The organism is Roseovarius roseus (assembly GCF_043355935.2).
In the GTDB taxonomy this organism is placed as follows: domain Bacteria; phylum Pseudomonadota; class Alphaproteobacteria; order Rhodobacterales; family Rhodobacteraceae; genus Roseovarius; species Roseovarius roseus.
On sequence record NZ_JBHFPE020000001.1, the window covers coordinates 188,593 to 205,424 of the forward strand.

16 protein-coding genes are annotated in these 16,832 nt (G+C 64.6%); 8 read left to right on the forward strand and 8 right to left on the reverse strand.

Annotated elements, in window-relative coordinates:
- Nucleotides 1-18: 18 nt before the first annotated feature.
- From ACEWPL_RS01015 to ACEWPL_RS01035, 5 genes are all read right to left on the reverse strand, one after another.
- Entirely contained in the window at nt 19-828 is an 810-nt protein-coding gene (locus ACEWPL_RS01015; RefSeq protein ID WP_393935047.1) for an ABC transporter permease, read from the reverse strand.
- Entirely contained in the window at nt 825-1,709 is an 885-nt protein-coding gene (locus ACEWPL_RS01020) for an ABC transporter permease (protein ID WP_393935045.1), read from the reverse strand. Before ACEWPL_RS01020 ends, ACEWPL_RS01015 begins: the two co-directional genes overlap by 4 nt.
- A 99-nt stretch (nt 1,710-1,808) precedes the next feature.
- A complete protein-coding gene (locus ACEWPL_RS01025; protein WP_393935044.1) occupies nt 1,809-2,534 on the reverse strand; it encodes a transporter substrate-binding domain-containing protein in 726 nt (241 codons plus the stop codon).
- Between the two features lie 51 nt (nt 2,535-2,585).
- Complete coding sequence (locus ACEWPL_RS01030; protein WP_393935042.1) at nt 2,586-3,362, reverse strand: ABC transporter ATP-binding protein; 777 nt, start codon at nt 3,360-3,362, stop codon at nt 2,586-2,588.
- Between the two features lie 422 nt (nt 3,363-3,784).
- Nucleotides 3,785-4,225, reverse strand: a complete 441-nt coding sequence (locus ACEWPL_RS01035) for a tellurite resistance TerB family protein (RefSeq protein ID WP_393935041.1) — start codon at nt 4,223-4,225, stop codon at nt 3,785-3,787.
- 228 nt (nt 4,226-4,453) lie between these two features.
- Here ACEWPL_RS01035 and ACEWPL_RS01040 point away from each other — a divergent pair, with 228 nt between their 5' ends.
- From ACEWPL_RS01040 to ACEWPL_RS01070, 7 genes are all read left to right on the forward strand, one after another.
- Complete coding sequence (locus ACEWPL_RS01040; protein ID WP_393935039.1) at nt 4,454-5,266, forward strand: TIGR00282 family metallophosphoesterase; 813 nt, start codon at nt 4,454-4,456, stop codon at nt 5,264-5,266.
- The gene (locus ACEWPL_RS01045) at nt 5,263-6,198 is read left to right on the forward strand and encodes a DMT family transporter (RefSeq protein WP_393935038.1); all 936 of its coding nucleotides are present in this window, start codon (nt 5,263-5,265) and stop codon (nt 6,196-6,198) included. Before ACEWPL_RS01040 ends, ACEWPL_RS01045 begins: the two co-directional genes overlap by 4 nt.
- 58 nt (nt 6,199-6,256) lie before the next feature.
- Nucleotides 6,257-7,996 carry an SLC13 family permease gene (locus ACEWPL_RS01050; protein WP_393935393.1) on the forward strand — a complete coding sequence of 580 codons (1,740 nt, stop codon included), beginning with the start codon at nt 6,257-6,259 and terminating at the stop codon, nt 7,994-7,996.
- A gap of 75 nt (nt 7,997-8,071) precedes the next feature.
- Nucleotides 8,072-8,812, forward strand: coding sequence for a YebC/PmpR family DNA-binding transcriptional regulator (locus ACEWPL_RS01055; RefSeq protein ID WP_393935037.1), 741 nt, complete (start codon nt 8,072-8,074; stop codon nt 8,810-8,812).
- Nucleotides 8,813-9,016: 204 nt separating this feature from the next.
- On the forward strand, nt 9,017-9,601 hold the full coding sequence (locus ACEWPL_RS01060; protein WP_393935036.1) for an HNH endonuclease: 585 nt from the start codon (nt 9,017-9,019) through the stop codon (nt 9,599-9,601).
- Nucleotides 9,602-9,809: 208 nt separating this feature from the next.
- Entirely contained in the window at nt 9,810-11,186 is a 1,377-nt protein-coding gene (soxC, locus tag ACEWPL_RS01065) for a sulfite dehydrogenase (RefSeq protein ID WP_393935035.1), read from the forward strand.
- Nucleotides 11,173-11,835, forward strand: a complete 663-nt coding sequence (locus tag ACEWPL_RS01070) for a c-type cytochrome (RefSeq protein WP_393935034.1) — start codon at nt 11,173-11,175, stop codon at nt 11,833-11,835. The genes soxC and ACEWPL_RS01070 overlap by 14 nt, the downstream gene beginning before the upstream one ends.
- Before the next feature lie 85 nt (nt 11,836-11,920).
- Here the strand turns inward: ACEWPL_RS01070 and ACEWPL_RS01075 are convergent, their stop codons facing one another.
- Entirely contained in the window at nt 11,921-12,628 is a 708-nt protein-coding gene (locus tag ACEWPL_RS01075; protein ID WP_393935033.1) for a 5-formyltetrahydrofolate cyclo-ligase, read from the reverse strand.
- Nucleotides 12,625-13,659, reverse strand: coding sequence for an NAD(P)H-dependent flavin oxidoreductase (locus tag ACEWPL_RS01080; protein ID WP_393935032.1), 1,035 nt, complete (start codon nt 13,657-13,659; stop codon nt 12,625-12,627). The genes ACEWPL_RS01075 and ACEWPL_RS01080 overlap by 4 nt, the downstream gene beginning before the upstream one ends.
- A 199-nt stretch (nt 13,660-13,858) precedes the next feature.
- Here ACEWPL_RS01080 and ACEWPL_RS01085 point away from each other — a divergent pair, with 199 nt between their 5' ends.
- The gene (locus ACEWPL_RS01085) at nt 13,859-14,566 is read left to right on the forward strand and encodes a hypothetical protein (protein ID WP_393935392.1); all 708 of its coding nucleotides are present in this window, start codon (nt 13,859-13,861) and stop codon (nt 14,564-14,566) included.
- Between the two features lie 9 nt (nt 14,567-14,575).
- Here ACEWPL_RS01085 and ACEWPL_RS01090 read toward each other — a convergent pair whose 3' ends face one another.
- Entirely contained in the window at nt 14,576-16,783 is a 2,208-nt protein-coding gene (locus ACEWPL_RS01090; RefSeq protein ID WP_393935031.1) for a heavy metal translocating P-type ATPase, read from the reverse strand.
- Between the last annotated feature and the right edge of the window lie 49 nt (nt 16,784-16,832).

Here is a 16,832-nt window from a genome sequence, read left to right on the forward strand (position 1 = left end):
CCCTTTGGAAGGATTGATTCACCGGATCAGGTTCGGGCGCAACCTCAATTTATGGCGCGCCTCCTGCGGTAGATGCCGGTTCAGCCTCCGCCCGATGGCGCCCATCACGGTAATGACGCTGAGCGTCAGAAGGATGAAGAAGCCTGCGAGAATAGGGTAGGGGATGAACGGATTGAACGTCTTGTCGGCAAAGTAATTGGCGTAATAGAGCGCATCGCCCCGTTGCTGCCATGCGGGAAACCCGCTGAGAAAGACCAGTGTGGTGGCGTGAAACAGAAAGATCGCCTCGTTCGTGTAGGCGGGCCAGGCCAGACGCAGCATGGTCGGCCAGATGATCTTGCGAAAACGCGACCAGCCCGAAAAGCCATAGGCATCCGCCGCCTCGACATCGCCCTTGGGGATGGAGCGCAGGGCACCGTAGAAAATTTCGCCCGAATAGGCGGCGGTGTTGAGGATCAGCACCACCAGCGCGCCGAGCGCGGCGGAGGTGAAAGGATCGAAAATGGCGCTGACCCCCTTGAGGCTGAGAAAGAGGAAATAGGCGAAAAAGAACTGGATGAAGAGCGGCGAGCCGCGAAAGACAAAGATGAACCATTCGCTGGGTTTGCGCAGCCAAGCCGAGCGCGCGCCCTTGCCAAGCGCCACGGCGATGGCGATGCAAAAGCCGATCAGCACGGCGATGACGCCGAAATAGATGTTCCAGATCATGCCCGAGCCGATCAGGGTCACCTGCTCGCAGAGCGTGAAATCGCCGCGCGGCAAAAGCCGCTCGCCGTAGCCGAGACTGCGCAAACCGTAATCCTGGATGGTCTGAAGGCAGGCGCTCATGCTGCCGCCCTGCGCTGCGCTTCGCCGCCCGAGGTGGCCTGGCCATGCGTGAGGCGCGTCATCAGACGTTCCAGCCAGATCTCGGAGATACGCGTGAGGATGAGGTAGAAGACGAGGAGCGCGAGGAAATACCACACCCGCCAGTCGCCATGCGGATAGGCCGTGTAGCGCGGATTGGCGGTGCCCCCCAGCTCGCGCGCCCAATAGACGATATCCTCGACCCCCAGCAGGAACAAAAGCGGCGTCGCCTTGACCAGCACCATCCAGAGATTGCCAAGGCCGGGCAGGGCATAGACCCACATCTGCGGCACGAGGATGCGGCGGAATGTCTGGCGGCGATTTAGCCCATAGGCCGCCGCCGTCTCAAGCTGTGCGCGCGGCACGGCGCGCATAGCGCCGAAGATGACGTTGGCGGCGAAGGCGCCGAACACGATGGCAAAGGTCAGCACGGCGAGGCCGAAGCCATAGACCTCATGCACCCATTGCGCGGCATTGCCGAGAGGCAGCTTGGCCTCGGCGCAGACGATGAAATCGGCGCCCTGACGGATGGGCTGGTCCCAGCCGGGGCAAAGGATCTTGTGCCGGATCCACTCAAGCCCTTGATCAAGCGCGATGACGAAAAAGAGAAAGTAGACGATATCGGGCACACCGCGCACCAGCGCGATATAGCCCTGTCCCAGCCAGCGCAGGGGCAGGATGCGCGAGCGCGCCGCGACTGCGCCACCAAAGCCGAAGGCAAGCGCTGCGGGCGCGGTGATGGCCAAGAGCAGAAGAACCGTGCCGAAGCTGAGATAGAAGCCCATTTGCTTGCCGGTGGTCAGGTAGCAGGCGAACCAGCTAACGGTGCCGAGCGTGTCGGGGTCGGTGCAGAAACTGAACATGGCCTTCCCTCCCGAACCTTGCGCGCGCGGCGGCTGTGGACTTTGAGAATTTGGGGAACGATAAAAGAGGGGGACCTGCGCCCCCCTCGATCCGGTTTCTTAGAACGTCGCGGCGCCGTCGAGCCATTTCTCGATCAGCGCGTTCAGCGAGCCGTCCTCTTTCATGGAATCGATCGCGTCCGAGAACTTCTTGTTCAGCTCGGTATCGCTTTTGCGGATGCCAAGTGCCATGCCGTCTCCCAGAAGCACGTCGTCCCCGACGATCATCAGACCGTCATCCTCTTCGACGACCGGCACGGCATACGCCTTGTCCGAGAAGGCCGCGTCCGCCTCGCCGTTGCGCACGGCGGCGATGGTTTCCTCGGGGGTCGGGAATTCCAACAAGGTTGCGCCGGAGGACGCGATGTGGCTGGCCTGAATGGTGCTGGCCTGCGCTGCGACCACGGTGCCCTCGGCGGTCAGGTCGACGCCCTCTTGCATGACAACATAAGAGGAGGGGTCGGGCTGAGTGTAGTTCGAGGTGAAGTCGATGTCTTTCTTGCGCTCGTCCGTGATGGACATGCCGGCGATGATTGCGTCGTAATTGCCCGAGACGAGGTTCGGAATGATGCTGTCCCAGTCATTGGTGACCCAGGTGCAAGTCAGCTCGGCGCGCTTGCACAGCTCGTCGCCCAGCTCGCGCTCGAACCCGTCGACCTCGCCCGCGTCATTGACGAAGTTGAACGGAGGGTAGGCGCCTTCGGTGCCGAGGCGGACGGTGTCCTGCGCGGCGGCGGTGCCGGCGGCAAGGCTGGCCAGAATGGCGGCGGTGATGAGGGTTTTCATATGGTATCTCCCTTTGGTGGTGGTTGGTTGACTGTGATGCACGAACAAGGCTCAGGTGGCCATGGTCGAGCTGAGAAACTGCTGAAGGCGCTCGGATTTCGGCGCGGTGAAGAGCGTTCCAGGGTCGCCTTCCTCTTCGACAAGGCCCTGGTGCAGGAAGACGACATGATCGCTCACGTCATGGGCCATCTTCATGTCATGGGTCACGATCATCATGGTTCGCCCCTCGGCGGCCAGATCCTTGATCACGCGGATGACTTCCTGTTCCAGCTCGGGGTCCAGCGCCGATGTCGGCTCGTCGAAGAGGAGCGCCTCGGGCTCCATCGCCAAGGCGCGGGCGATGGCGGCGCGCTGCTGCTGGCCGCCCGAAAGCTGCGCTGGGAAGGCATCGGCCTTGTCGCCGATTCCCACCTTTTCGAGGTACTGACGCGCGGATTTCTCGACCTCGCCGCGGGGGCGACGCAGCACGGTGACGGGCGCCTCCATCACATTCTGCAGGATCGTCATATGCGCCCAGAGGTTGAACTGCTGGAACACCATGGCAAGGTTCGTGCGGATGCGCAGCACCTGGCCCGGATCGGCAGGGTGGCGATGCGCGCCGGTGCCCTTCCACCTGACCGGCTCGCCCTTGAAAAGGATGTCGCCCTGCTGGCTATCCTCCAGCAGGTTGGCACAGCGCAGGATCGTGGATTTGCCTGAGCCGGAAGAGCCGATCAGTGAGACGACATCGCCCCGACGGGCCGTCAGGTCGACGCCCTTGATGACTTCGAGCGTGCCATAGGCCTTGTGAAGGTTCGAAATCTCGATAACTGGCGGGTCTTGGGGCAAGATGGGGTCCTGATGCGGTTGCGGCGGGCGTGCGGGGCAGTAGGGCCGAAAACCCGCCATGATGCAATGCGCAATTCTGCGGTGCCGGTGGGACGGTTTGGCGCGCTGATCTCACTCGATGCTGTTCGGGTCAGTGGGCGGCGGGGGAACGGGCACGGCCAGATAGGCGGTTGTCGGACATGGCCACCAATTCCCCGCGGCCCAGCAGGCGGACACAATAGGGCAGTCCGCAGGTCTGGGAGATAACTAGGTCCGAAGCGCCCCATTGATCCCACAAACTGCCGCCCCGGGTAAGGTGGAGCGGTGCATCATTGCCCAGCCGCACGCGCAGATTGGACCAGAGCAGATCGATTGTGGGCGCAGTCTCGGGCAGGTCACAAATGTGCAGGCCGGCGATCATTGCGGCGGCAGCCAGTCAGCTCTCAGAGCGAGGCTGCAACGCGCTGCCGCGCAGCGGCACTGTCGACATCACTGACGCCAAGCAGGCTGGCCGCCATACGCAGCAGCGCATTTTCCTGATCGGCGCGGTCGCCATCGGCCAGAACGACCTGCCACAGCGCCTCGATCACGGCGGTCCGGTCCTCGTAGGGCACGGCCTCCTTGATTTCGCGGGTAAAGCGGACGGTATCGGGCGCCTCCGCCTCGGCCTCCTCGGCGTCCTTTCGGAGCGCGCGGGCGTCCTCGGGCGTCAGCGCATAGCGCGTCGACAGGATACGATCTATGTGCTCGATCTCGCTGGGGGCGTAATGGCCATCCGTGCGCGCGGCGCGCACAAGAAGGGCCGCCACCGCAAGGCGGGCATCGGTGTCGGTCAGCGGCTGATCCTGAGCCGCGGTGAGGCGCTTGAAGAAATCTGCAATCATGAGAGGTGATATAATGCGGTGGTGTGGTGCGGCCAATGGGAAATATCTGCTGTGCCGCAGACGTCGATGGGGAATGCCTCCGGCGGGGGTACTTGGTACCAAGAAAAATTGGGCGCGCCAGCAACTTCATCTTGGTGAAAATACTCAGATCCGGCCAGACGCGCCACGCGGCGCCCGCGCGATCATGTGCTCTTGCGTGTGCAGCGGGCGCGGCCTAACACTTGGCCCATGAAATTACTCTTTCTTGGCGATGTGATGGGGCGCGGCGGCCGCCGGGCGATAGCAGAGATGCTGCCGCGGCTGCGCGCGGAATGGGGCCTCGATTTCGTCGTGGTCAATGGCGAGAATGCGACCGGCGGCATGGGCCTGAGCGGCGAGCATGCCAAGGGCATTCTGGACGCGGGCGCGGATTGCGTGACGCTGGGCGATCATGCCTTCGATCAAAAGGACATGCTGCGCGCCATCGAGGGCGAGCCGCGCGTCATTCGGCCGATCAACTTCGCCAAGAGCGCGCCGGGCCGTGGAGCGCGCGTTTTCTCGGACGCGCGCGGGCGCAAGGTGCTGGTGGCGCAGGTGCTGGGCCAGGTCTTCATGAAGCGGGCCTTTGATGATCCGTTCTCGGCGCTGGATGCCACCTTGCGCGCGCATGTTCTGGGCGGAGCGGTGCAGGCGGCGATCATCGACATCCATTGCGAAGCGACGAGCGAGAAGATGGGCGTGGGTCATTTCTGCGACGGACGCGCGTCGCTGGTCGTGGGCACGCACACGCATATTCCGACCGCCGATGCGCAGATCCTGCCGGGCGGCACCGCCTTTCTGAGCGATGCGGGCATGTGCGGGGATTACAACAGTGTCATCGGGATGGACAAGGAAGAGCCGCTGCGCCGCTTTGTCACCGGCATGCCCAAGGGGCGCTTTGCGCCCGCGATGGAGGAGGTCACCGTCTCGGGCGTCTATGTCGAAACCGACGACCGCACCGGCCGTGCCACCCGGATCGAGATGGTGCGCCAAGGCGGGCGTCTTGCCCAGGCTGGGCCGTGAGCCGGCGCGACCTTGGCCCCTATGCCGTTCTGATGGTGATGGGGGCGGGATGGGGGCTGAGCGTGCCCTTGTCCAAGATCGCGGTCAGCACCGGACATCTGCCCCTTGGCCTGATCTTTTGGCAGGAGGTGGTGATCGTCGCGCTTCTGGGCACGATCTGCGCCTTCCGGCGCAAGCGGCTGGAGATGGGCCGGCAATATTGGCGGCTCTACGCGGTTGTGGCGCTCTGCGGGGCGGTGCTGCCGGATATCTTTTTCTACCTCGCGGCGGCGCGGCTGCCGGGGGGCATCATGGCCATCATCATCGCCAGCGTGCCGCTTTTCTCGCTGCCGATCGCGCTGGCGCTGGGCAACGAGGCGTTTTCGTGGCGGCGGGTCATGGGCCTCAGCTTTGGCATCGCCGGCATCCTGTTGCTGATCGGGCCCGAGGCCAGCCTGCCGGAAAAGGCGATGGCCGTTTTCATCCCCGTCGCCCTGATGGCGCCGCTGCTTTATGCGACCGAGGGGAACCTGGTGGCGAAATGGGGTATCCAGGGGCTGGATTCTATGCAGGTGATCCTGGGCGCCTCGCTGCTTGGCATGGTCGTGACCGCGCCTTTGGCGCTGCTGACGGGCCAGTGGATCAACCCTCTGGCCAGCTTCGGTGCGCCCGAACTGGCGCTGGCCGCATCGGCGGCGCTGCACGGGCTGGTCTATGCCGTCTATGTCTGGCTGGTGGGCCGCGCCGGGTCGGTCTTTGCCGCGCAGGCCAGTTATCTGGTGACGGGTTTTGGCGTGATATGGTCGATGGTGCTGCTGCACGAGCGTTATGCCATCTGGGTCTGGCTGGCGCTGGGCATCATGATGATCGGCATCGCGATGGTCCAGCCGAGGTCCCGCACGTCGCCGCTTGCGCCTGTACGGCCCATCGGCGAAACTGGCGCGAACCAGTAAAAGGCAGATCCCCCCGGTGATTGCATATTTCGACGTGTCGCAAACGACGCAGGCCCTGATGACGCTGGGCGTCGTCGCGGTGATGTTCGTCTTTTTCATCCGCGAAATCTATCCGACCGAGGTGGTGGCGATGGCCGGGGCGGCGGCGATGCTGGTGCTGGGCCTGCTGCCTTATGACGCCGCGCTGGACGTGCTGTCGAACCCGGCGCCCTGGACCATCGCGGTCATGTTCATCATCATGGGGGCGTTGGTGCGCACCGGCGCGCTCGAGGCGTTCACATCGCTGGCGGACCGGCAGGCGCGCACCAATCCCAAGCTGGCGGTGGTGATGATGCTGGGGTTGGTCATCATCGGCTCGGCGGTGATGAACAATACCCCCGTCGTCGTCGTGATGATCCCGGTTTTCGTCCAACTGGCCCGCACCATGAAGATCCCTGCCTCGCGGCTTTTGATCCCGCTGAGCTATGCGGCGATCCTTGGGGGCACTCTGACGCTGATCGGCACGTCGACGAACCTTCTGGTCGATGGTGTGGCGCGGGCGCGCGGCATGGAGGCCTTCGGTATTTTCGAGATCACGCCACTGGCCATCGTGCTGGTCGCCTGGGGCATGATCTATCTGCGCTTCATCGGGCCGCTGCTGCTGCCGCATCGCGACAGCATGGCCGACATGTTGTCGGATCGCAGCCGCATGAAGTTCTTTACCGAGGCGGTGATCCCGCCCGAAAGCAACCTGATCGGGCGCGAGGTCACTGGCGTGCAACTGTTCAAGCGCGAGGGCGTGCGTCTGGTCGACGTCGTCCGCGGAGACATATCGCTGCGCCGCGATCTGACCGGCGTCACGCTGGAGGTGGGCGACCGCGTGGTTCTGCGCACGCAGATGACCGAGCTTCTGAGCCTGCAGAACAACAAGAGCCTCAAGCGTGTCGATCAGGTCAGCGCGGTCGAGACGACGACCGTCGAGGTGCTGATCACACCCGGCTGCAAGATGGTGGGGCGCAGCCTTGGCTCGCTGCGTCTGCGGCGGCGCTATGGCGTCTATCCGCTGGCCGTGCACCGCCGGAACCAGAATATCGGGCGCCAGCTGGACACCCTGATCGTCAAGGTGGGCGACACCCTGCTGCTGGAAGGCGCACCCGAGGATATCCGGCGCCTGTCATCCGAGATGGACATGGTCGATGTCTCGCAGCCCTCGGCGCGGGCCTTTCGCCGGGGCCATGCGCCCATCGCCATCGCTGCGCTGATTGCCATCGTCGGATTGGCGGGCCTTGGTGTGGCGCCCATTCTTGCGCTGGCGGTGGTGGCCGTGGCGGCCGTGCTGCTGGCGCGCTGCATCGATGCGGACGAGGCGTTCTCCTTCATAGACGGGCGGCTTCTTGCGCTGATCTTTTCCATGCTGGCCATCGGCGCCGCGCTGGAGGAAAGCGGCGCGGTTGCTCTGATCGTGGGCAGCGTGGCGCCCTCGCTGATGCTGCTGCCCGGCGTGCTGCTGATCTATTCGGTCTACCTGATGACCTCCATCCTGACCGAGATGGTCAGCAACAACGCCGTCGCCGTCGTCGTCACACCCATCGCCATCGGGCTGGGGCAGGCGATGGGGATCGATCCGCGCCCGCTGGTGGTGGCGGTCATGGTCGCGGCCTCCGCCAGTTTCGCAACGCCCATCGGCTATCAGACCAACACGCTGGTCTACGGCCCCGGCGGCTATCGCTTTACCGATTTCCTGCGCATCGGCGTGCCGCTGAACCTCAGTATCGGCCTCGTGGCCTCGGCCCTGATCCCGTTCATCTGGCCGCTTTAGGCGCGGCTTGCGCGCAGGGCGCCTCGTGTCTTATAGAGACGCAAAATCCACATCATCCGCTTTTAGAGGTATTCCATGGCCGGCCATTCCAAATGGGCAAACATCCAGCACCGCAAGGGACGTCAGGATGCCGCACGCTCCAAGCTGTTCTCCAAGCTGAGCAAGGAAATCACCGTCGCCGCCAAGATGGGCGATCCCGACCCCGAGAAGAACCCGCGCCTGCGCATGGCCGTCAAGGAGGCCAAGACGCAATCCGTGCCCAAGGATGTGATTGATCGCGCAATCAAGAAATCCCAGGCCGGCGACAGCGAGGATTACGAGGAAATCCGCTATGAGGGCTATGGCCCCAATGGCGTCGCCGTGATCGTCGAGGCGATGACCGACAACCGCAATCGGACAGCCAGCACCGTGCGCAGTACCTTCACCAAGAATGGCGGCAATCTGGGCGAGACGGGCAGCGTCGGTTTCATGTTCGAGCGCAAGGGCGAGATCGTCTATGGCGCGGATGCGGGCGATGCCGACACCGTGATGATGGCCGCGATCGAGGCCGGCGCCGAGGATGTCGAATCCTCCGAGGATGGCCACACGGTCTGGTGCGCCGATACCGATCTCAATGACGTCTCCAGCGCGCTCGAGGCCGAGCTGGGCGAAAGCGAGGCGACCCGCCTGGCCTGGCGCCCGGTGACGACGACCGAGATGGACCTGGACGCGATGCAAAAGCTGATGAAGCTGGTCGATGCGCTGGAGGATGACGACGATGTGCAGCGCGTCACCACCAATTTCGAAGCCTCGGACGAGGTCATGTCACAGCTTTGAGCATGAAGGGCAGGCGGCCCCCGCGCTGCCTGCCTCCCGGCCTGCCACCAAACGGGCCCGCGATCAATCTGTTCCCTGTCATGTCCCTGTCACGCAACCATGCGATGACATCCCCAGATGTGCCATGAACAGCGGGCTTGCCGTTCTGCACATACGAGATATAGTCATCGAGACGGATCAGCGCAGGCGGGGACGGTCAGGACAATGGAAGGCGATTTCAGAACGGAATTCGTACGCGCGCCATCGGCGCTGCGCCAGCATCCCGCGCTGGTTCTCAATGCCGATTACCGGCCGCTCAGTTACTATCCCCTCTCGCTCTGGTCCTGGCAGGATGCGATCAAGGCCGTCTGGCTGGACCGGGTCGATATCGTGGCCGAATATGACCACGTCGTCCACTCGCCCAGTACGAGGATACGGATCCCCTCGGTCATCGTCCTCAAGGACTTCGTCAAACCTCAGAAGCGCGTGGCATTCACGCGCTTCAATCTTTTTCTGAGGGACGAATTCTGCTGTCAGTATTGCGGCGCACGGGGCGATCTGACCTTTGATCATGTGGTGCCGCGCGCCAGCGGCGGGCGCACCAGCTGGGAAAACGTCGTCGCCGCCTGCGCGCGCTGCAACCTTGCCAAGGGATCGAAAAGCCTTGCCCGCTCGGGCATGTCGCTGCGCAAGCCGCCGCGCCCGCCCGGCGCCGAAGAGCTGCGCAACACGGGCCGCAAATTCCCGCCCGGCTATCTGCATGATAGCTGGCTGGATTTCCTCTACTGGGATGCCGAGCTGGAAGCCTGACCGCAAAGCGGCCATAGGTTTCGCCACTAGCTGCCATTTGATGAGCCCTCTTTGGGATCAACTCACCTGTGCTATTCTGTCGCAGCCTGCGGGAACGCTCCGGCGGGCGGCCGAATGTGTCGGGGCCGTGACGCGCGATTAAAGAGGGAGCGATTCCGTTTCTTCGCGTGTGCCAGATTGGCGCCGCGTAATTGCATTGGAGGTTGCAATGTCCGAGACCGAAAGATTTCCCGCATCCCTGTATGGCCCCGCCGAAAGGCGCATGGCCGAAAGCCTGGTCGAGATAGAACGTCAGGCTTTGGCGGATGACGAAGATTGTGATTGCAAGGAGGGCATGTTCAACGGCCTGACGCGCCGCGGCCTGCTGATGGGCGGCGTGGCGCTGGGCGGCAGTGCTTTGGCCGGTGGCCGCGCGCGGGCCGAGGCCCCTCCTGGCGCGATCGAGTACGATGTGCAGCCCGACCCAACAAAGGAGCAGGGGCGCCTCATCCTCGACGATGGCGGCTACGGCTCGCGCTCGCAATTCGAGAACGAGGTGCGCTGGCGCTATCCGACCGCCAGCATCGATTCCAGCTGGTCGATGACGCCGCTCGCCTCGGGGCGCGGGATGATCACCCCCTCGGGCCTGCATTTCGAGCGGCACCATGCGGGCATCCCCACGATTGACCCGCAGACGCACGAACTGATCCTGCACGGCATGGTGGATCAGCCGCTGCGTTTTACGATGGACGATCTGAAGCGGCTGCCCTCGGTCAGCAAGATCCACTTCATCGAGTGCTCCGGCAACGGCCTGACCGAATGGGCCAAGCCGACGCTCAAGACCGTGCAGGGCACGCATGGCCTGACATCGACTTCGGAATGGACCGGCGTGCGCCTGTCCACGCTGCTGGAGATGGCAGGCGTGCAGGACAGCGCCGCATGGATCCTGGCCGAAGGCGCGGATGCGGCGGTGATGACCCGCTCGGTGCCCTTGGACAAGGCGATGGACGACGCGATCCTCGCCTATGCGCAGAACGGCGAGGCGCTGCGCCCCGAGCAAGGCTACCCGCTGCGCCTGCTGCTGCCCGGCTATGAGGGCAACACGCATATCAAGTGGCTGCGCCGGCTGGAGGTCAGCGACAAGCCCTTCATGACCCGCGAGGAGACGTCGAAATACACCGACCTCATGCCGGATGGCACCGCGCGCCAATTCTCGCTGGAGATGGAGGCGAAATCTGTCATCACCTTCCCCTCGGGCGCGATGAAGCTGCCGCGCCCCGGGTTCTACGAGGTGACCGGCATCGCATGGTCCGGCCGCGGCAAGATCGCAAAGGTTGAGGTCTCGGCGGATGGCGGCGAGACGTGGCAAGAGGCCACGTTGGACGACCCCGTGCTGGACAAGTGCCACACGCGGTTCCGACTGCCATGGACCTGGACCGGCGAGGAGGCCGTGCTGCAAAGCCGCGCGGTGGACGAGACGGGATATGTCCAGCCGACCCTCGAACAACTGGTCGAGGTGCGCGGTCTGAAATCTGTCTATCATCTGAACGCAATTCAAAGCTGGCATATCGCGCCGGACGGGGAGGTGCACAATGTTCACGCGTAACCTGACACTCATCTGCGCGCTCGGCGCGCTGGCCATGCCTGCCGTGGCGCAAGATGGCACCCGCACCTCCGCCGCGCCGCCCGACACCCTGGAGTCCGGTGAGCGCGCCCCGATGGAGGTGCCGAAATCCAGCGCCGAGAAGGTGGGCGACATCGCGCCCGCCCAGAATGCCTATGGCGTCGGCCAGCCCGCCACCGAGGAGGAGATCGCGGCGATCAATATCGACATCATGCCGGACGGGCGCGGCCTGCCCGAAGGCAGCGGCACCTATGCCGAAGGTGAGGAGCTTTACGAGACGATCTGCGCCGCTTGTCACGGCTCGGACATGATGGGCATCGCCGAGCTGGGCGCGCCCCAGCTGATCGGCGGCAGGGATACGCTGGCCACCGATGCGCCGGTCAAGACGGTCGAGAGCTATTGGCCTTATGCCAGCACCTTCTTCGACTACACGCACCGGGCCATGCCCATGACTGAACCCGGATCACTCAGCGCCGATGAGGTCTATGCGATCAGCGCCTATGTGCTGGGCAAGGCGGGCATCACAAGCACCGAGCCGGACAGCGTGATGGACGCCGAGGCAATGGCTGCGGTCGAAATGCCCAACGCGGACGGCTTTGTGTCCGATCCGCGCCCGGATGTCGGGGAATAGGGACCGATCCGAACGCAGCAAGTCAGTCTGGCAAAGGCTCATGGCGCCGCCGCCCATTCTTGGGTGGCGGCGCAGTTTTTCTTTCTTAGGTGGAATGCCCCGCCGGGAAAGCTGCGTCTTCCGTCACGATCATGTCCATCGGGATATCATGCGGCTGCGGGAAGATCGTTTCGAGCTCTGCCGAGGCATATCCGACCCCGATCTTGAACGGAGGTGGATCGAGCGCGGCCAGTGTCCGGTCAAAATACCCACCGCCATATCCCAGCCGATACAGCCCGCGATCCCAGCCCACGAGCGGCGCGAGAGCTATGTGCGGGCGCAGCACCGGCGCATCATCCGGCGGCACGGGGATATTCCAATCACCGCGCACCATCTTCATCTCCGGCGTCCAGAGCCTGAATTCAAGCGGTGCGGCCTTGGTGACCACCACGGGCAGTGCGATCCGGACGCTCTCATGGTGCAGCGTCTCCATCAGCGGGCGCAGGTTGGGCTCGCCCTTGATGGGCCAATAGGCCGAGAAGGTAAGGCCCTTCGCGCCGTTGAATCTCTGTTGCAGGATCTCGGCCACCCGATCCGCGATTCGCTGCGAGGCGGCGCCGTGCTCCTCGACGCTGCGCGTCTTGCGGGCAGCAAGCAATTCCTGCCGCTTGGCCTTGCGCCAGCGTGCCACGTCATGTGCCTGTTCAGGATCGACTGCCATGGGATCAAAATAGGCCGGATCGATCTCATGCGCCAGACATGGCGGGGAGGCATAGCTGCCAGCGCCCCCCTTTTTTCCGGTTTCATTACTCATGGCTGGCGCCGGTGCGCGGGCGTCGCACCCTCAAAGCAGGTCGCTGCCTCCTGCGCCATCTGCTCCACCCGCTGTCCGGCCGGCAGGATCGACCGGATCAGACCCGCGCCTTGGCCTGCGTAGTTCGGCATCGCCTCAAGATCGCCGGTTGTCGTGCGCAAGGGCGAGTCGGTGCTGTAGCGATAGCGTTCCTGGCCATCCTCCCATGCGATGGTATCGCGAGGCAGGGTGTCCGGATCATGGCCCATCAACTGGCCATCCAGCGCCTCGGTGATGGTGTTCCCGATCACCCGCACTGCCGCGCCCTTGGGCCAATTCAGGACGAAGACATCGGTCAGGACCGTATCCTCGCCATCCGCCTCGACGACGCGCTGCTTGTGATAGCTGTGGGCAAAGGATTCCTCCGTCGCCAGAAAGGCGGTACCGCATTGTACCCCCTGCGCCCCCAACATGAGGGCCGAGGCAAGGCCCTTGCCGGTTGAGATGCCGCCCGACACCACCACAGGCAGGGCCGTTTCCTGCAGGATCGCCTCGACCAGTGCGAAAGATCCGCAGCGGCCATGCACGTGCCCGCCCGCCTCAATGCCCTGCGCGATGATGACATCCGCGCCGGCCTGCTCGGCCAGACGTGCCTGCTGCAGGGTGCCCACCTGATGCAGCACCAGCGCGCCCTCGGATTTGACCCTTGCAATCACCTCGGCGCGCACGTCCCAAAAGAATGAAAAGGCGGTCACCCCCAGCTTGAGGCACTGAGTGATCTGGGCGTCCAGCAGCGCGGGGTCTGTGGCGGCAGGGATCAGGTTTACTGCAAACCGGCGGTCTGTCGCGGCCTGAAGTGCCGTCACCTCGGCGGCGATCAACTCGGGGCTTTCGCGCACCATGCCAAGCGCCGCGAACCCGCCTGCATTGGCGACCGAGGCCGCAAGCTCCCACCGCGCGACACCGCCCATCCCTGCCAGAAGGATGGGAAGATCGCATCCCAGAAGGTCACATAACGGCGTATACAGGCGTGGTGTCGTCTTGGTGGACATGGCGCATCTCCGGCAGTCGGGCAGGGCCAAGCCCATGATGCGGGCCGGGCCGTTTCGGGTCAGCCTAGCAAATGGGCAAGGCGCATCTAACCCGGTCCCGCCATTTTTGTGCCATATGCGGCGAAAACCGGCCACGCCTTTAAACGCGCGGCTCTCAGGATTAGATATTCATAATGATGAATGTTGATGAGGGGATGTGGTGGTCTTGATCCGCAGCAGACTTATCGCGGGCGCGCTGCTTATGCTCGCGCTGTGCCTCGCTGTGCCGCTGGCCCGCACGGCGGTTGCTGCGGAATCCGGCCCCGCGCAGCCCGCCGGGTTGATGTGGAACAGAACCGGCCTGCCGGCCGTGTTTCCCCTGCAGGTCAAGACGCCGCCGGGACGGGATTACTTCCTGACCTTGACCGATGTCGGCGGTGACACGCCCTCCCTCGCTGCATTTATCGAGGGGGGCGATTTTTTCAAGGTTCTCGTCCCGCCAGGCACGTTCAGGGTGGCATTCGCCGCCGGCGATGAGTGGCAGGGCGAGGAGGATCTGTTTGGACCGGGCGCACAAACCTGGCGCTTTGAATTGCCCGATCCGCTGACGTTCCAGACGCGCGGCTATGACACCAAGGCCGGTCATCTGGTGGATCTGGTGGGCGTGCTGCCGGGCAAGATCGCTGAGGCCAAGGTAAAGGATCAGTTGATCTGCCAATCCGTCCGGCTGGATTTTCCGACCTCGATTTACGATGGTTTTGAGCTAGGGCGCGCCTGGGAGGTGGACCCGCCCGAGGATGTCCGCGCGCATGGCAGACGGGTGACCGGTCGGCCACTCGGTTTCTTTGAGAAGCTGCGCTACCCCGAAGACCTGCCGCCCTATAGCGAGATGCAGGGCTATGATGTGCAGTCGCAATATTGCGACTGACCTTTCAGATCAGCCCCCGCGCGACTTGCGCCGGTCCGGATGGAAGCCGAGCAGGCGCAGCGCGTTCAGCGTCACCAGCACCGTCGCCCCGGTATCCGCGAGGATCGCGATCCAAAGCCCCGTGATGCCCAGCACAGTAGTGACCAGAAAGACCCCCTTCAGTCCCAGCGCGATCAGCACGTTCTGGCGGATATTGGCCATCGTTGCCCGCGACAGGCGCAGCATGGCGGCGACATCACCCACCCGGTTGCGCAGGAGCGCGCCATCCGCCGTCTCCAGCGCGAAATCCGTGCCCGAGCCCATGGCGATGCCGACATGCGCGGTGGCCAGCGCGGGCGCGTCGTTGATCCCGTCGCCCACCATCATGACATGGTGGCCTGCGATCAGATCCTTGAGGGCGGCCACCTTGTCCTGCGGCAGAAGGCCGGCGTGATGCTGCAGCCCGATCTGCTGGCCAAGGGCCGCTCCGGTCCGTGCATTGTCGCCGGTCAGCATGACGCTGGTCACGCCCATCTGCGCGAGGTCCGACACGGCCTCGGCTGCATCGCCGCGCGGCTCGTCCCGCAGTGCCAAAAGGCCCAGAAGCCGGTCCGATGAGAAGACCGCGACCACTGTCTTGCCCTCGGCCTCGAGCGCCTCGGCGCGCGCGCTGCCGTCCGCGGACATGACGCCTGCTTCCGCCGCAAGGCGCGGCGCGCCGACCGTCCAGCGCGTGCCGTCCAGCACGGCGAAGGCCCCCTTGCCGGGGATGGCCCCGGCATCGCGGATCTCGGGCCAGTCGATGCCGTCCTCCTCGGCCCGGTCAGTGATGGCCTTGCCCAGCGGGTGGCTGGCCCCTGTCTCGACGGCGGCGGCGATACGCAGCACGTCTCTTTCGCTGCCCGACAGCGCCACGATCTCGGTGACTTGCGGGCGGCCCTCGGTCAGCGTGCCGGTCTTGTCGAACGCCACCAGATCGGTGCGCGCCGCACTTTCGATCACCGCCCCGCCTTTCAAAAGCAAGCCGTGCCGCGCACCTGTCGACAGCGCAGAGGCAATCGAGGCCGGAACCGAGATCACCAACGCGCAGGGGCAACCGATCAGCAGGAGCGCGAGGCCGCGATAAATCCACGTCTCCCACAGACCCCCGGCGATCAGCGGGGGCAGCACGGCCACCACCGCCGCGGCGCCGACGATGGCGGGCATGTACCAGCGGCTGAACCGCTCGATAAAGCGTTCCGTCGGCGCGCGCGTGCTTTCGGCCTCTTCGACGAGGCGGACGATCCGCGCGATGGTGTTGTCCTTGGCGGCACGGCTGACGCGGATGCGCAGCTCGGCCTCGGCGTTGATCGAGCCAGCAAAGACCTCGGCTCCCGGTTCCTTCAGGACCGGCACGCTTTCGCCCGTGACGGGGCTTTCATCGACGCCGGAGGTGCCCGTGGCCACGGTGCCATCCGCAGGCACGCGGTCGCCCGGCCGGACCTGCACGATCTGCCCGATGACCAGCTGCTGGGCCGGGATCTCGCGGATACGGGGGCCGACGACGACGCGCGCCGTCTTGGGCACCAGATCGGCCAAGGCTCGGATGCCGTCGCGGGCCTTGCCTGCGGCCAGCCCTTCCAGCATTTCGCCCACGGCGAAGAGAAAGACGACCAGCGCCGCTTCGCCCGCCGCACCGATCAAGAGCGCGCCGAGCGCCGCAATGCTCATCAGCATCTCGATGGTGAAGGGCATGCCGGAGCGCGCCATCATGGCGGCTTTGCGGGCAATCGGCGTAACGCCCAGAAGCGTCGCCACCACGAAAGCCCAATGCGCGGCCGGGCCGCCAATGATGAGCTCGACACTCCAGGCGAGCATCAGCAAGGCGCCGGTGCCGATCAGCATTCGGCCTTTGGCGGTGTGATACCATGCCGCCGCACGTGGTGCGTCCCCCTCGGGCGCGCCGGGCTGCGGCGTTGCCTCGGCGCTATCGGGCAGGATGAACCCACCCTTTGGCTTTTCCGGCGCGGCGCCCTTGGGCGCGATGCCGAACCCCAGGCCCCTCACTGCCTTTTCGACCTGCGCCGCCGATGTCTGATCCGCATCCAGACGCAGGCGCAGCCGCTCGGCCATGAGGGCGACGTCCACCTCGCTCACGCCTGGCAAACGCTGGACCGCGCCGCGCACCTTGGCCGCACAGGCACCGCAATCCATGCCCGTCACATGCCATTCGATCGGATCTGGGGAGAGGGTGCTCATGTCGTCATTCCACGCCTTGTCTGTGCCATGACACGTAATGTAAGAGCTA

Excerpts from the sequence above, each read along its gene's own strand:
- soxC (WP_393935035.1), top strand. The coding sequence starts at position 9,810 with ATGTCCGAGACCGAAAGATTTCCCGCATCCCTGTATGGCCCCGCCGAA.
- ACEWPL_RS01070 (WP_393935034.1), top strand. The coding sequence starts at position 11,173 with ATGTTCACGCGTAACCTGACACTCATCTGCGCGCTCGGCGCGCTGGCC.
- ACEWPL_RS01025 (WP_393935044.1), bottom strand. The coding sequence starts at position 2,534 with ATGAAAACCCTCATCACCGCCGCCATTCTGGCCAGCCTTGCCGCCGGC.
- ACEWPL_RS01060 (WP_393935036.1), top strand. The coding sequence starts at position 9,017 with ATGGAAGGCGATTTCAGAACGGAATTCGTACGCGCGCCATCGGCGCTG.
- ACEWPL_RS01075 (WP_393935033.1), bottom strand. The coding sequence starts at position 12,628 with ATGAGTAATGAAACCGGAAAAAAGGGGGGCGCTGGCAGCTATGCCTCC.
- ACEWPL_RS01015 (WP_393935047.1), bottom strand. The coding sequence starts at position 828 with ATGAGCGCCTGCCTTCAGACCATCCAGGATTACGGTTTGCGCAGTCTC.
- ACEWPL_RS01040 (WP_393935039.1), top strand. The coding sequence starts at position 4,454 with ATGAAATTACTCTTTCTTGGCGATGTGATGGGGCGCGGCGGCCGCCGG.
- ACEWPL_RS01035 (WP_393935041.1), bottom strand. The coding sequence starts at position 4,225 with ATGATTGCAGATTTCTTCAAGCGCCTCACCGCGGCTCAGGATCAGCCG.
- ACEWPL_RS01050 (WP_393935393.1), top strand. The coding sequence starts at position 6,257 with ATGACGCTGGGCGTCGTCGCGGTGATGTTCGTCTTTTTCATCCGCGAA.
- ACEWPL_RS01055 (WP_393935037.1), top strand. The coding sequence starts at position 8,072 with ATGGCCGGCCATTCCAAATGGGCAAACATCCAGCACCGCAAGGGACGT.
- ACEWPL_RS01090 (WP_393935031.1), bottom strand. The coding sequence starts at position 16,783 with ATGAGCACCCTCTCCCCAGATCCGATCGAATGGCATGTGACGGGCATG.
- ACEWPL_RS01080 (WP_393935032.1), bottom strand. The coding sequence starts at position 13,659 with ATGTCCACCAAGACGACACCACGCCTGTATACGCCGTTATGTGACCTT.
- ACEWPL_RS01020 (WP_393935045.1), bottom strand. The coding sequence starts at position 1,709 with ATGTTCAGTTTCTGCACCGACCCCGACACGCTCGGCACCGTTAGCTGG.